This window comes from Aeromonas sp. XH, from assembly GCF_033348475.1.
GTDB classification, from domain to species: Bacteria; Pseudomonadota; Gammaproteobacteria; order Enterobacterales; family Aeromonadaceae; genus Aeromonas; species Aeromonas sanarellii.
The window spans coordinates 1,835,331-1,849,629 of sequence record NZ_CP137630.1 but is presented as its reverse complement, the minus strand read 5'-3'; the positions used below and the strand labels follow the sequence as shown (position 1 = coordinate 1,849,629).

Here is a 14,299-nt window from a genome sequence, read left to right as displayed (position 1 = left end):
GCAGCAGCCGAATGACACTTTTCGGCACCAGCGCCACCCGCCCAGCACCGCACGGCTCACCAACATCATGCGGTATCCGGCACGGTGCAAAGAACGCTATGCACGACAAGACTGAATCCGCTGACGGCCAGGGCGGGAGCCTGCATCATGCACGATAAATCGAACATCTATCCGGAGCTCAGGATCCTCTCCCCCCTGGAGCAGACCTGGGCCTCCTACCGGCGCAACCCGCTGGCCATGGCGGGGCTCTGGTGCTTTGGCCTGCTGCTGCTGGTCACCCTCGTCGGGCCCCTGGTGATCCCCTACGGCATCGACGATCAGCACAGCAACCGCCTGCTGCTCGCTCCCTCCTGGGCCAGCACGGGCAACATCGACTACTTCCTCGGCACCGACGATCTGGGCCGCGACATCCTCTCCCGCCTCGTCGCGGGCGCCCGCCTCACCTTCGGCAACGCCCTGCTGGTGGTGGTGATCGCCCTCGTCGTCGGCTCGGCCATCGGCATCCTCGGCGGCATGAGCAAGGGGGTGAAGTCGAGCGTGCTCCATCACCTGCTCGACACCCTGCTCTCCATCCCCTCCCTGCTGCTGGCCATCATAGTGGTGGCCATCCTGGGGCCTGGATTGTTCAACACCCTGATCGCCATCACGCTGGCGCTCATTCCCCCCTTCATCCGGGCGACCTACAACGCGGTCCACGCCGAGATGCAGAAGGAGTACATCATAGCCAGCCGCCTCGACGGCTCGCCGCCCCTGCGGATCATGCGCCTGGCCATACTGCCGAACATCGTCGAGACCCTGGTGACCCAGACCACCCGTACCCTGTCCGCCGCCATCCTCGACATCTCGGCGGTGGGCTTCCTCGGTCTCGGGGCCCAGTCCCCCCAGCCGGAGTGGGGCGCCATGCTGGCCGACTCCAGCGATCTCATCTACCTCGCCCCCTGGACTGTGACCCTGCCGGGCATGGCCATCCTGTTCAGCGTGCTGGTGACCAACCTGGTGGGTGAAGGCATTCGCGAAGCGCTTAAAGAAGGGAACGACTGATGCAATGTTCTATGCCGAAGAAAGGCATGCTCACCCTTGTTCTCCGCCCATTGCCGTACGGCGTGCTGGTCAACCCACCGCTGGTGGGCGAAGGGATCCGCGAAGCGCTCAAAGAGGGGAACGATTGATGATACTGCGGCTCTATACCATCAAGGACGGCATCACACCGATGCAACGCGCCGTGCCACACCCTCATGAGGAGCGCCACTGATGCCCTTGCTCGACATACGCAACCTCACCATCGAGATTGACACCCCCCAGGGCAAGGTCAAGGCGGTGGACAGGGTCAGCCTGACCCTGAACGAGGGGGAGATCCGCGGTCTGGTGGGGGAATCCGGCTCCGGCAAGAGCCTGGTCGCCAAGGTGATCGTCGGCATCCAGAAGGACAACTGGACGGTGCGAGCCGACCGGATGCGCTTCAACGACATGGACCTGCTGACCATGGCCCCCAAGGAGCGGCGCCGCATCATGGGCAGGGAGATCGCCATGATCTTCCAGGACCCCATCAGCTGTCTCGACCCCTCGGAGGAGATCGGCACCCAGCTCGAGGAGGCCATCCCCACCAGCGCCTTCGCCGGCAAGTTCTGGCAGCGCTTCCAGTGGCGCAAGAAGCGGGCCATCGCGCTCTTGCACCGGGTCGGGGTCAAGGATCACCGAAAGGTGATGCGGGCCTATCCCCACGAGCTGTCGGACGGCATGTGCCAGAAGGTGATGATCGCCATGGCGATCGCCAACCAGCCGCGTCTGCTGGTGGCGGACGAGCCCACCAGCGCCATGGAGTCCACCACCCACTCCCAGATCCTGCGTCTGCTGGACAAGATGAACAAGCTGGGCAACACCACCATCCTCATCATCAGCAACGACATCGCCGCCATCGCGAACCTGACCGACACCATCAACATCATGTACTGCGGCCAGATGGTGGAGGTGGGCACCCGGGAGCAGATCCTCGAATCCCCCCACCACCCCTATACGGATGCCCTGCTCAAGTCCATCCCGGACTTCGACAAGCTGGTGCGCCACAAGTCCCGGCTCGAGACCCTGCCCGGGGTAATACCGCCGCTGCAGCACCTGCCCATCGGCTGCCGTCTCGGCCCCCGCTGCCCCTATGCCCAGAAGCAGTGCGTGCAGACGCCGCTGATGAGCAAGGTGAAGGGGCATCAGTTCAGCTGCCACTTCCCGCTGAACATGGAAGAGCCGAAGAAATGAGCCGGGGTCATCACCAGCCCATGTCCGCCCGACAAGCCCAAGGGGCATCCATGCCCCAGCTGCCGCGTCCCCCTGAACATGGAAGAATCGAAGAAATGAGCACTACCATGAGTGTCACCATCGAGGAGCCAAGCCTGTGATCGAACCCGCCCTGCTGCAGGTCAGGGGCCTGTGCAAGACCTATCAGAATCGTACCGGCCTGTTTAGGCGCCGCGCCGTGGAGGCCATCAAGCCGCTCTCCTTCGATCTCGGCGTCGGCCAGACCCTGGCCATCGTCGGGGAGGCGGGCTCCGGCAAGAGCACCCTCGCCCGTATTTTAGCGGGCATGATAGAGCCGAGCGGCGGCGAGATCGCCGTCGAGGGGCAGCCCCTGGTCCACGGCGACTACCAGACCCGCTGCAAGCTGCTGCGGATGATCTTCCAGGATCCCAACACGTCGCTCAACCGCAAGATCCGGGTCGGCCAGATCCTGGAGACGCCGCTGCGCCTCAACACCGAGATGACCGAGGAGGAGCGCCGGGAGAAGGTGATCCAGACCCTGCGCATGGTGGGCATGCTGGCGGATCACGCCCTCTTCTACCCCCAGATGCTCTCCGCCGGCCAGCAGCAGCGGGTGGGGCTGGCGCGGGCGCTGATCCTCAACCCGAAAATCGTGGTCGCGGATGAGGCTCTCTCCACTCTGGACATCTCGGTACGCTCCCAGATCATCAACCTGCTGCTGGAGATGCAGGAGACCATGGGGCTGAGCTATGTGCTGGTGGCCAACGATCTGGGCATCGTCAGCCACATCAGCGACGAGGTGCTGGTGATGCACGAGGGCCGGGTGGTGGAGCGCGGCAAGACCCTCAAGGTGTTCGCAGATCCCCAGCACGAGGTGACCCGGCGCCTCATCCAGAACTACAACAACGAGTACCGCCGCTGATCCCCGCCGCGCTCCCTTCCCCCCTAGCGCAGACATAAAAAAACCCGGCTTGCAGGCCGGGTATTGCGCTCAAAAAAGTGATTGCGTCGCTCGTAGTAGGAACAGGGCAATGGTAGGCAGCCCCCGTCACCTCAACAACTGTCAGATCTGACAGGCAGTCCGCTATGGAACCTGAATTGTGAGTCCGGCGAACGGATCAGCTCGGCTTCAATCCGGCCAAAATAGGCGACTCGCTCGCTGATGTCCTCTCCCGCATACTGCTCCGCTAGGGCCAGATAGTCCTGATAGTGGCGCGCCTCCGAGCGCAGCAGGGAGACGTAGAAGCGGCCAAGCTCCTCGTCCAGATGGGGCGCCAGCCTGGCAAAACGCTCGCAGGATCGCGCCTCGATATAGGCGCCGATGATCATCTTGTCCACCACGGCGGCGGGCTCGTAGGTGCGCACATGGGCCAGCAGGCTGCGGGCGTAGCGGGAGGCGGTGACGGGGCCGTAGGGAATGCCGCGGGCCTGCATAATCTCCAGCACCTGCTCGAAGTGGTGCAGCTCCTCCTGGATGAGCCGCACCATGGGGAACAGTAGGGGATTGCGCTCCAGCTCGGCGAACACGGTGCGCTCGGCCTCGCCCATGGTGCGCTTGCCGAGGATCTCCGCCTTCTCGGGGATGGCGTCCAGCTCCCGGTAAAACGCGAGCTTGGGCAGCAGGTGGCGCTTCTCCTTGGGCAGGCAGTAGCGGCGCACCAGGCTGTGGGCGGTCAGGGCCGCCTTGTTCTCGCAGTTGGCGTGATCGATGAGCAGGGTCGGCAATTGGGCGGGATCCCGCGCCATCTCCACCCACTCATCCGGGGTCTCGCAATGCAGGAATTGGCGCACGGGGGCTAACAAGTCATCCATCTGAACTCTCATCTGTTGATACGACACGCGGCGCCGGGACGCCGGGGCGCCTATGCTAACGGATCCCGCAGGGCCTGCCCACCGCCATCATGATCACCCTGTCAGGCGCCTGAGGGAGTCACGGCGGATCAGGGTGCCGCTGAACGAGGGCAGTGCGTCACTCCCCCCCTCCTCCACCATGGTGATCAGGCGGCTGATGGTCTCCTGGATCATCCCGGTCACCGGCATCTTGACGCTGGCAAGCGAGGGAATGACATAGGGAGCCAGGGCGATGTCGTCAAACCCCACGACCGAGACTGCATCAGGCACCGCCACGCCAGACTCGTGCAGCCGTTTGATGGCGCCGATCGCCATGTCATCGTTGCTGGCCACCAGGGCGCTGAAACGGGTCCCCCGCGCCAACAGGGTCGAGACGGCGGCCGCGCCGCAGGCGGGTGTCCATCTGCCGGGCACGATCAATGCGTCCTGCACGGGGATGCCGTGCCGGATCAGCGCCTCGCGGTAGCCGGCCAGACGCTCGACGCCGGTGGGCGAATCCGCCGAACCGGCAATGAAGGCGATCTCCCTGTGCCCCATGGCCACCAGCGTGTCCACCACGGCCGCCGCCGCCGCCTGCTGATCCGCATAGACGCAGTGGGCAGGATGACGTGGCAAGCGCCGGTTGAGCACCATGATGGGCTGGGGATGCTGCTCGATGATCTCGTCCATCTCCTCGACGCTGAGAAAACGCGGATAGATGATGACGCCGTCGCAGCGTGAGTCGAGCAGGTACTGGATGGCCTGGCGCTCCTCGTCGGCGCTGTGCTTGCCATCCGCCAGGATGAGCTGCCGCCCCCGCTCCTCCGTCATCCGTGCCGCATGGGAGAGCAGCTCGCTGAAGTAGACGCCGTGGTAGAGGGTGTTGGTGACCACCAGCCCCAGGGTCTGGGTATTCTTGGTCGCAAGCTGCCTCGCCACCGGATTGGGACGATAGCCGCTCTCCTCGATGGCCTGAAACACCCTGTCCCGGGTCTCCTGGCTGGTATAACCATTGCCCGACAGCACGCGGGAGACCGTCGCCTTCGACACCCCTGCCCGCTTCGCCACCTCCAGCATCGTCGTCATTCTTGTCCCCCTTGCGTTCGACGGGTCGCAGTGTACTGCACCCTCGCCGGCTTGTCGTAGCAAGAATGGCGCCATGGCCCGGGTTCAGTGATCCCATTCACGGATCCGCACAATGGGGGGGCGGCCGTCTTGTGTCCCGACAGGAAACTGCGCATGCTATGTGGAACCGGTTCCACATTCAGTTTCATGCCTTCTCGCTCGCCATCAGCTGCGGCGAGCACGAGCGGGCCCACTTGGTTAAAAGGATCAACCTCGATGTCAAAGAACTATGCGGCCCTGGCCAGCACCGTCATCACCGCACTCGGCGGCGCCGACAACGTCGTCGCCGTGACGCACTGCATGACGCGGCTGCGCTTCGTGCTCAGCGACCCCGCCCGGGTCAACGGCCCTTCCCTGAAGGCCACCCAGGGCGTGCTCGGCGTGGTGCAGGCCGACAACCAGTGCCAGGTGATCATCGGCAACACCGTCTCCCACGCCTATCGCGAGGTACTGGCCCTGCTGCCCCAGGGCGGACAGACGCCGCCCCCAGACCCCGCACGTGGCTGGAGCCTGCGACGCATGGGCGCCGCCATCCTCGACGCCCTGATCGGCACCATGTCGCCGCTGATCCCGGCCATCATCGGCGGCTCCATGCTCAAGCTGCTGGCCATGGTGCTGGAGATGACGGGCCTGCTGGAGAAAGGCTCCTCGACCCTCACCATCCTCACTGTGGCCGGGGACGGCGCCTTCTTCTTCCTGCCCCTGATGGTGGCCGCCTCCGCCGCCGTCAAGTTCAAGACCAATATGTCCCTGGCCATCGCCATCGCCGGGGTGCTGGTGCACCCCAGCTTCATCGAGCTGATGGCCAGAGCCGCCGAAGGGGAGCAGGTGACCTTCGCCCTGGTCCCGGTGACCGCGGTCAAATACACCTACACCGTCATTCCGGCCCTGGTGATGACCTGGTGCCTCTCCTACATCGAGCGCTGGGTCGACCGCATCACCCCGGCGGTCACCAAGAACTTCCTCAAACCCATGCTGATCGTGCTGATCGCCGCGCCGCTCGCCATCCTCTTCATCGGCCCCGTCGGCATCTGGATTGGCACCGCCATCTCGGGCCTGGTCTACACGGTTCACGACTACCTGGGCTGGCTGTCGGTGGCCATCATGGGGGCACTCTGGCCGCTGCTGGTGATGACCGGCATGCACCGCGTCTTCACCCCGACCATCATCCAGACCATCGCCGAGACCGGCAAGGAAGGCATGGTGATGCCCTCCGAAATCGGTGCCAACCTCTCCCTTGGCGGCTCCTCCCTGGCGGTGGCCTGGCGCACCCGAAACCCTGAGCTGCGCCAGACCGCGCTCGCGGCGGCCGCCTCCGCCATCATGGCGGGGATCTCGGAACCCGCCCTCTACGGCGTGGCCCTGCGCCTCAAGCGCCCGCTCATCGCCAGCCTCATCAGCGGCTTCATCTGCGGCGCCGTCGCCGGCATGGCCGGCCTCGCCAGCCACTCCATGGCGGCCCCCGGCCTCTTCACCAGCGTGCAGTTCTTCGATCCGGCCAACCCCATGACCATCGCCTGGGTGTTCGGCGTGATGGCGCTCTCCGTGGTGCTCTCCTTCGTGCTGACCCTGGTGATGGGGTTTGAGGACATCCCGGTGGAGGCCCCCGGCGAGAACGCTGCTCCCCAGCCCGTCGCGGCCAGCCAGGCACAGGCCACCGCCGGCGCGTGACTCCCTATCAGACATGACAAGAGGTAACCAATGTCGTTAGCAAGATTTCCCGAAGGCTTCCTGTGGGGCGGCGCCCTGGCCGCCAACCAGGCGGAAGGCGCCCATCTCGAGGGGGGCAAGGGCCTGACCACGGTGGACATGATCCCCCACGGCCCGAGCCGCATGGCGGTCAAGCTCGGCCAGGAGAAGCGCTTCTCCCTGCGGGAGGACGAGTTCTACCCGAGCCACGGGGCCATCGACTTCTATCACCGCTACAAGGACGACATCGCCCTGATGGCCGAGATGGGCTTCACCGTGTTTCGCACCTCCATCGCCTGGAGCCGGATCTACCCCAGGGGGGACGAGCGGGAGCCCAATGCCGAGGGCATCGCCTTCTACCGGGCCCTGTTCGAGGAGTGCAAGAAGCACGGCATCGAACCCCTGGTGACCCTGTGCCACTTCGACGTGCCCATGCACCTGGTGACCGAATACGGCTCCTGGCGCAACCGCCAGATGGTGACCTTCTTCACCCGCTACGCCCGCACCTGCTTCGAGGCGTTCGACGGCCTGGTGAAGTACTGGCTCACCTTCAACGAGATCAACATCCTGCTGCACAGCCCCTTCTCCGGGGCCGGGCTGGTGTTCGAAGAGGGGGAACACCAGGAGCAGGTGAAGTACCAGGCGGCCCACCACGAGCTCATCGCCAGCGCCCTGGCGACCCGGATTGCCCACGAGGTCAATCCGGCCAACCAGGTGGGCTGCATGCTGGCGGGGGGCAGCTTCTACCCCTACTCCTGCAAGCCCGCCGACGTCTGGACCGCGCTCCAGAAGGAGCGGGAGAACCTGCTGTTCATCGACGTGCAGGCCCGGGGCGCCTACCCGGCCTATGCGGCTCGCGTGTTTCGCGACAAGGGGGTGGTGCTGGTCAAGGAGCCGGGTGACGACGAGATCCTCCAGCACACCGTCGACTTCGTCTCCTTCAGCTACTACGCCTCCCGCTGCGCCGCCGCCGACATGAACCAGGGCAACACCAGCGAGGCCAATGTAGTCAAGTCCCTGAAAAACCCCTACATCGAGGTAAGCGAATGGGGCTGGGGCATCGATCCTCTGGGTCTTCGCATCACCATCAACACCCTGCACGACCGCTACCAGAAACCGCTGTTCCTGGTGGAGAACGGCCTGGGGGCCGTGGACGAGGTGAACGAGCAAGGAGAGATCGAGGACGACTACCGCATCGCCTACCTGCGGGAACACATCCAGGCCATGGGGGATGCCATCGAAGACGGCATCCCCCTCATGGGCTACACCAGCTGGGGCTGCATCGATCTCGTGTCCGCCTCCACCGGCGAGATGAGCAAGCGCTACGGCTTCGTCCACGTGGACAGGGACGACGCCGGCCGGGGCACCCTGGCGCGCAGGCGCAAGAAGTCGTTCTGGTGGTACAGGAAGGTGATCGCGAGCCACGGGGAAGATCTGGCCTGATGGCGCATCGCCCGGGCATCCCGGGTGATGTACTAATGCAGTGGAAAATAACATGGGGGCCCAGGGCCCCCATGTGTTGTTTCAGCGCGACGCGGAAAACGTTTAACTGCCTTCGTTGAAAATTTCCAGGTTGCTGGTCCCTTCCTGCCACTCGCGCACCGCCTTGTTGTCGTCGCTGCGCAGGGCATTGAGGTGGTCCAGATAACCCTGATCCACGTCCGAGGTCACGTAGTGGCCGTTGAACACCGAGGTCTCGAAGTGGCGCAGCTCGGGGTTGATCTCCCGCACCGCCGCTTCCAGATCTTCCAGATCCTGGAAGATGAGGCCGTCGGCGCCGATCAGCTTGCACACCTCTTCCACTTCCCGGCCGTGGGCGATCAGCTCGTTGGCGGTGGGCATGTCGATGCCGTAGACGTTGGGGAAGCGGATTTCCGGCGCCGCCGAGGCGAAGTAGACCTTGGCTGCCCCCGCCTCGCGGGCCATCTGGATGATCTGCTCCGAGGTGGTGCCCCGCACTATGCTGTCGTCCACCAGCAGCACCTTCTTGCCCTTGAATTCGGAGCTGATGGCGTTGAGCTTGCGACGCACCGACTTCTTGCGCTGGGTCTGGCCCGGCATGATGAAGGTACGGCCGATATAGCGGTTCTTCACGAAGCCCTGACGATAGGGCAGACCCAGGGTGTGGGCGATCTCCAGCGCCACGTCGCAGGAGGTCTCGGGGATGGGGATGACCACGTCCACGTCGAGATCGTCCCACTCCCGGGCGATCTTCTGGCCCAGCTTGCGACCCATGTTGAGGCGGGCGGCATAGACGGAGACCTTGTCGATGCAGGAGTCGGGGCGGGCGAAGTAGACGTACTCGAAGATGCAGGAGCTCATCTGCGGGTTCTCCGCGCACTGCTCGGAGAAGAGCTGGCCCTGCTCGGTGATGTAGATGGCCTCGCCCGGCGCGACGTCACGCACCGTCTCGAAACCGATGGCGTCGAGGGCCACGCTCTCGGAGGCGAGCATGTACTCCACCTGGCCCTGCTCGTCGACCCGGCGACCCAGGATCAGCGGGCGGATGCCGTTCGGGTCGCGGAACCCGATGAGACCGTGGCCGATCACCAGGGAAACCACGGCGTAGGCGCCGCGGATCTGCTGATGCACCTTGCGCACCGCCGAGAAGATGTCCTCCGGGCGCAGCGCCATCTTGTCGCAGAGATCCAGCTCGTGGGCCAGCACGTTCAGCAGCACTTCGGAGTCCGAGGTGGTGTTGATGTGGCGGCGGGCCACCTTGAACTGCTGCTCCTTGAGCTCCTTGGCGTTGGTGAGGTTGCCGTTGTGGGCCAGCACCATGCCGTAGGGGGAGTTCACGTAAAACGGCTGGGCCTCCGCGGCACTGGAGCTGCCGGCGGTGGGATAACGGACGTGTCCTATGCCGATATTCCCCTTGAGCCGCTGCATGTGGCGCACTTCAAACACATCCTTCACCAGACCGTTGGCCTTGCGTTGCCGGAAGTTTCCACTGTCAATGGTCACGATCCCGGCGGCATCCTGTCCCCTGTGCTGCAACACCGTCAAGGCGTCGTAGAGGGCCTGATTGACGGGGGTGGTGCCAACTATACCGACAATACCGCACATGTCTTTGCTACCTCGATGTCACTGTACCTGTTGAAGAAAACTGGACGAGTTCATCATGAACCCGAAGAACCACTGGATCACCGGCTTGAACTCGGGAACCAGCCTGGACGCCGCCCACCAGTCGCTCTGGGAGAGGCTGGTGAAGGTATCCATGAAAAACAGCAGGGCGCTGACGATCAGCACCCCGCGAATGGCGCCAAAACAGACCCCCAGCACCCGATCGGTCCCGGAGAGCCCCGTCTTCTCCACCAGCAGGCCCACCACGTAGTTGACCACGCTGCCGAGGATCAGGGTCGCCACGAACAGGGCCGCGATGGCGAGGCCGTTGCGCACCATGGCGTCGGAGAAGGAGGTGAAATAGACGGCGAGATCGGGATAGAAGCGGCTGGCAATGAAAAAGGCGACGAACCAGGTGACGAGGGACATGGCCTCCTTGAGGAAGCCCCGCACCAGGCTGATGAGGGCGGAAAAACCGACGATGCCCATGATGGCGTAATCAATCCAGACCATAGAAAAAGATGTCCTGCGAAATTGCGGCGCAGTCTAACAAAAACGATTGCGCAATGCTTGATAAAAATGTGTTAAACGCACGACGGGCGTGCCGGGACGGCGATGGGGCCCCGCTCACGCGGCCGGCGCCAGAATGCACAACGCCATGGCAAAGCCATGGCGTTGTCGTCTGCAACGAGCGCTTACCCGATGTGGGTCAGGCCGCCCATGTAGGATTGCAGCGCCGCCGGGATGGCGATGCGGCCATCTTCCTGCTGGTAGTTCTCCAGCACCGCCACCAGGGTGCGACCCACCGCTAGGCCGGAGCCGTTCAGGGTGTGGATCAGCTGCGGCTTGCCGTCGATGCGCACGCGAGCCTGCATGCGGCGCGCCTGGAAGTCGGTGCAGTTGGAGACAGACGAGATCTCGCGGTAGGTGTTCTGGGCCGGCAGCCAGACTTCCAGATCGTAGGTCTTGGCGGCGCAGAAGCCCATGTCACCGGTAGAGAGCGCCATCACGCGATACGGCAGCTCCAGCAGCTGCAGCACCTTCTCGGCGTGGCCCACCATCTCTTCCAGGGCATCCCAGGACTTCTCGGGGTGCACCAGCTGCACCATCTCGACCTTGTCGAACTGGTGCATGCGGATGAGACCACGGGTGTCGCGGCCATAGGAGCCCGCTTCGGAGCGGAAGCAGGGGCTGTGGGCAGTCATCTTGATGGGCAGTTCATGCTCGTCGAAGATCTCGTCGCGGGCCATGTTGGTGAGCGGCACTTCGGAGGTCGGGATCAGGGAGAACTTGCGCATCTTGCCCTCGTCTTCCCCTTCCCCTTCGATACCGGTGTTGAACAGATCCTGGGAGAACTTCGGCAGCTGGCCGGTGCCGTACAGGCTGTCCGGGTTGACCAGATAGGGCACGTAGCACTCGGTGTAGCCGTGCTGCAGGGTGTGCAGGTCCAGCATGAACTGGGCCAGGGCTCGGTGCAGGCGGGCAATCTGGCCCTTCATCACCACGAAGCGGGCGCCGGAGAGCTTGACGCCGTTCTTGAAGTCGACGCCCTTGGCCGCTTCACCCAGATCGATGTGATCGCGCACCGGAAAGTTGAACTCGCGCGGGGTGCCCCAACGGCGCACTTCCACGTTGTCGTTCTCGTCGCGGCCCACCGGGGTGGTGTCGCTCGGCAGGTTGGGGATGGCATCGGCAATCCCCTTGAGCTGGGCCAGCAGGGCGTCCAGCTCGACCTTGCTGGTCTCGAGCTCGTCGTTGATCTTGGTCACCTGGGCCTTGAGCGGGGCCACATCCTCGCCACGACGGGCAGCCTCACCGATGGACTTGGAGCGGGCGTTGCGCTCGGCCTGCAGCTCCTGGGTACGGGACTGCAGATCCTTGCGTTTCTCTTCCAGAGCGTTGACCGCCGCTACGTCCAGAACGTAGCCACGTGTCGCCAGACGAGCGGCAGCTTCATCGATGTCGCTGCGCAGATATTTGGGATCCAGCATGGTTTACCTACTTTTTTTAATGGGATCTGGGCCCGGGTCGTCGTGACCGGGCCGGGAAACAGATCCGGAAGTTAACATCGGTTGGCACACCCCTGTCGTCTTTTGCATCGGGCCAGCAAGATGGGGCCTTCGAAATCAAGAAGATGGCACCAGGCCAAGACAAGCGGGGTCAGACGGGCAGTGTAGCAGACCGCCCCCCCGCCCGAACAGGGACTATTGCGGTCGTTTTGCCCTGTTTTCCGAGGGATGGCGACCCCGATGGAATCGGTTGGCCAATTAACGCACAATCGGTCCGGCCGGCCAGGCGCAGACCACTCGTGGCGGGCCGAACCCGGCCTTGCCGCTATTTTTCCCGCCGCTTCGGGCTCTGCCTGTCCAGCTCGCGCAGGTAGTCGAGCTTCTGGCCGATCTGCTTCTCCAGGCCCCGTTCGGTGGGCTGGTAGTAGTACTTGCCGGCGAGCTCGGGCGGAAAGTACTCCTCCCCCGCCGCATAGGCCCCCGGCTCGTCGTGGGCGTAGCGGTACTCTGCGCCGTAGCCGAGCTCGCTCATCAGCCTGGTGGGGGCGTTGCGCAGGTGCGGCGGCACCTCGAAGTCCGGCAGGTTTTTGGCGTCCGCCAGCGCCGCCTTCCAGGCGGTGTAGACCGCATTGCTCTTGGGCGCGCAGGCGAGGTAGACGATCGCCTGGGCGATGGCTCGCTCCCCTTCAGCCGGCCCGATACGGTGGAAGCAGTCCCAGGCCGAGAGCGCCACCTGCATGGCGCGGGGGTCGGCGTTGCCCACGTCTTCCGAGGCGATGGCCAGCAGCCGGCGCGCGATGTAGAGGGGATCGCAGCCGGCGCTCACCATGCGGGCATACCAGTAGAGGGCCGCATCCGGCGCCGAACCACGGATGGACTTGTGCACCGCCGAGATGAGGTCGTAGAAGTGATCGCCGCCCTTGTCGAAGCGCGCCACGTGCTCCCCCACCACGGCGGCGAGCAGGCCACTGTCGATGAGCCGCCGGCCCTGGCCGTCGGCCTCGGCCATGTCGGCCAGGAGCTCAAGATAGTTGAGGGACTTGCGCCCGTCCCCGTCCACGGCTTTTGCCAGCGCCTCCTTCACCCCGGGGGCAAAAGTGAGGCTGGGGTCATTGAGGCCGCGGGGATCGGTCAGCGCCTGATCGATCATGGCGAGGATGTCCTCCTCCTCCAGCCGCTTGAGCAGATAGACCCGGGCCCGGGAGAGCAGCGCGTTGTTGAGTTCGAACGAGGGGTTTTCGGTGGTGGCGCCGATGAAGGTGATGGTGCCGTCTTCGATGTGGGGCAGGAAGACATCCTGCTGGCTCTTGTTGAAGCGGTGCACCTCGTCCACGAACAGGATGGTGCGCACCCCGCGCCAGCCGTTCTCCTTCGCCTTGTCGATGGCGGCGCGGATCTCCTTGATGCCGGAGGTGACGGCGGAGAGGCGCTCCACCTCCGCCTGGCAGTAGTGGGCCATCAGCTCCGCCAGCGTGGTCTTGCCGGTGCCGGGCGGCCCCCAGAGGATCATGGAGTGGCAGTGGCCGGCCAGGATCGCCTTTCGCAGGGGCTTGTCGGCCCCCAGGATATGCTGCTGGCCGATGTACTGATCCAGGGTCTGCGGCCGCATGCGGGCCGCCAGCGGTCGAAAGTCAGCGGAAAAGTCCAGCGACAGGTTGCTCATCGGCGTGGCTCACTTGGGGTGATGCGGGTCATCAGCGCTGGTCGTCCAGCGCGACCCCCTTGGGGATCTTGAACACGAACTCGTTGCCCTTGAGCACCGGCTTGCGGTTGAAGTTGCTCAGGGTGAATTCGCTCCACTGCCCCTGGGCCTCCTTCACGTCGAAGCGGCTGATGTTGTTCTGGCGATCAAACGTGATGCGGAAGGAGGCGATCAGTTCGTCCTGGCTGCGGCTGGTGACGGTGTAGACATCCCCTTCCTGGGTCACGTCGTAGTTCTTCCAGAGGCTATTGTCGTTGCCGGCGATGAGCACGAAGGGGGTGTTGAGCACGGCGTCCTTCATCTTGAGGGCGGTCACCTGCTCGACGAAGGGATCATAGACCCAGACGTCCTTGCCGTCGGCCACGATCAGGCTCTCGTCCGGGGAGGTGGTGTGCCAGTTGAAACGGTTGGGTCGCTGCACCAGCAGGGAGCCGCTCGCCTTTTGCAGCTCCTTGCCCTTGCTGTCATAGACGGTCTGGGCAAACTTGGCGGAGAACAGGCTCACCCCTGCCAGCTTCTGCTTGAGATCGCTGGCCGTATCGGCCCACACCTGGCTGCTGGCGACCAGCAGCACGGAACCCATCAACAGTTGTTTTTTCATCAGGCTCTTCATAAAGACGTTCTCGATAAA

Annotated in this window: 13 protein-coding genes; 6 read left to right on the top strand and 7 right to left on the bottom strand. The window is 64.3% G+C overall.

Annotated elements, in window-relative coordinates:
- Nucleotides 1-147 precede the first annotated feature (147 nt).
- From R2B70_RS08645 to R2B70_RS08630, 4 genes are all read left to right on the top strand, one after another.
- Nucleotides 148-1,041: an ABC transporter permease subunit gene (locus tag R2B70_RS08645; protein ID WP_318163155.1), complete on the top strand. Its 894-nt coding sequence runs from the start codon at nucleotides 148-150 to the stop codon at nucleotides 1,039-1,041.
- Complete coding sequence (locus tag R2B70_RS08640) at nucleotides 1,041-1,169, top strand: hypothetical protein (RefSeq protein ID WP_302055598.1); 129 nt, start codon at nucleotides 1,041-1,043, stop codon at nucleotides 1,167-1,169. The genes R2B70_RS08645 and R2B70_RS08640 overlap by 1 nt, the downstream gene beginning before the upstream one ends.
- Nucleotides 1,170-1,251: 82 nt before the next feature.
- A complete protein-coding gene (locus R2B70_RS08635) occupies nucleotides 1,252-2,250 on the top strand; it encodes an oligopeptide/dipeptide ABC transporter ATP-binding protein (protein ID WP_209792020.1) in 999 nt (332 codons plus the stop codon).
- A gap of 136 nt (nucleotides 2,251-2,386) precedes the next feature.
- Entirely contained in the window at nucleotides 2,387-3,172 is a 786-nt protein-coding gene (locus R2B70_RS08630) for an ATP-binding cassette domain-containing protein (protein WP_042075491.1), read from the top strand.
- Nucleotides 3,173-3,303: 131 nt separating this feature from the next.
- On the opposite strand, the gene miaE is transcribed toward R2B70_RS08630, so the two are convergent.
- Nucleotides 3,304-4,062, bottom strand: coding sequence for a tRNA isopentenyl-2-thiomethyl-A-37 hydroxylase MiaE (gene miaE, locus R2B70_RS08625; RefSeq protein WP_318163154.1), 759 nt, complete (start codon nucleotides 4,060-4,062; stop codon nucleotides 3,304-3,306).
- A gap of 93 nt (nucleotides 4,063-4,155) precedes the next feature.
- Nucleotides 4,156-5,166: a LacI family DNA-binding transcriptional regulator gene (locus R2B70_RS08620; protein ID WP_318163153.1), complete on the bottom strand. Its 1,011-nt coding sequence runs from the start codon at nucleotides 5,164-5,166 to the stop codon at nucleotides 4,156-4,158.
- Nucleotides 5,167-5,421: 255 nt separating this feature from the next.
- Between R2B70_RS08620 and ascF the strand changes: the two genes are divergently transcribed.
- Nucleotides 5,422-6,876, top strand: a complete 1,455-nt coding sequence (ascF, locus tag R2B70_RS08615; RefSeq protein WP_318163152.1) for a PTS cellobiose/arbutin/salicin transporter subunit IIBC — start codon at nucleotides 5,422-5,424, stop codon at nucleotides 6,874-6,876.
- Between the two features lie 30 nt (nucleotides 6,877-6,906).
- A complete protein-coding gene (locus tag R2B70_RS08610) occupies nucleotides 6,907-8,337 on the top strand; it encodes a 6-phospho-beta-glucosidase (protein ID WP_216990132.1) in 1,431 nt (476 codons plus the stop codon).
- Nucleotides 8,338-8,439: 102 nt separating this feature from the next.
- Here the strand turns inward: R2B70_RS08610 and purF are convergent, their stop codons facing one another.
- The 5 genes from purF to lolA all read right to left on the bottom strand — a co-directional run bounded on the left by purF (nucleotide 8,440) and on the right by lolA (nucleotide 14,269).
- The gene (gene purF, locus R2B70_RS08605; protein ID WP_042075483.1) at nucleotides 8,440-9,960 is read right to left on the bottom strand and encodes an amidophosphoribosyltransferase; all 1,521 of its coding nucleotides are present in this window, start codon (nucleotides 9,958-9,960) and stop codon (nucleotides 8,440-8,442) included.
- 18 nt (nucleotides 9,961-9,978) lie between these two features.
- Complete coding sequence (locus R2B70_RS08600; protein WP_042075481.1) at nucleotides 9,979-10,470, bottom strand: CvpA family protein; 492 nt, start codon at nucleotides 10,468-10,470, stop codon at nucleotides 9,979-9,981.
- 182 nt (nucleotides 10,471-10,652) lie between these two features.
- A complete protein-coding gene (gene serS, locus R2B70_RS08595; protein ID WP_318163151.1) occupies nucleotides 10,653-11,948 on the bottom strand; it encodes a serine--tRNA ligase in 1,296 nt (431 codons plus the stop codon).
- A 343-nt stretch (nucleotides 11,949-12,291) separates the two neighbouring features.
- A complete protein-coding gene (locus R2B70_RS08590) occupies nucleotides 12,292-13,629 on the bottom strand; it encodes a replication-associated recombination protein A (protein ID WP_318163150.1) in 1,338 nt (445 codons plus the stop codon).
- 31 nt (nucleotides 13,630-13,660) lie between these two features.
- A complete protein-coding gene (lolA, locus tag R2B70_RS08585; RefSeq protein ID WP_042075600.1) occupies nucleotides 13,661-14,269 on the bottom strand; it encodes an outer membrane lipoprotein chaperone LolA in 609 nt (202 codons plus the stop codon).
- Nucleotides 14,270-14,299: the final 30 nt, after the last annotated feature.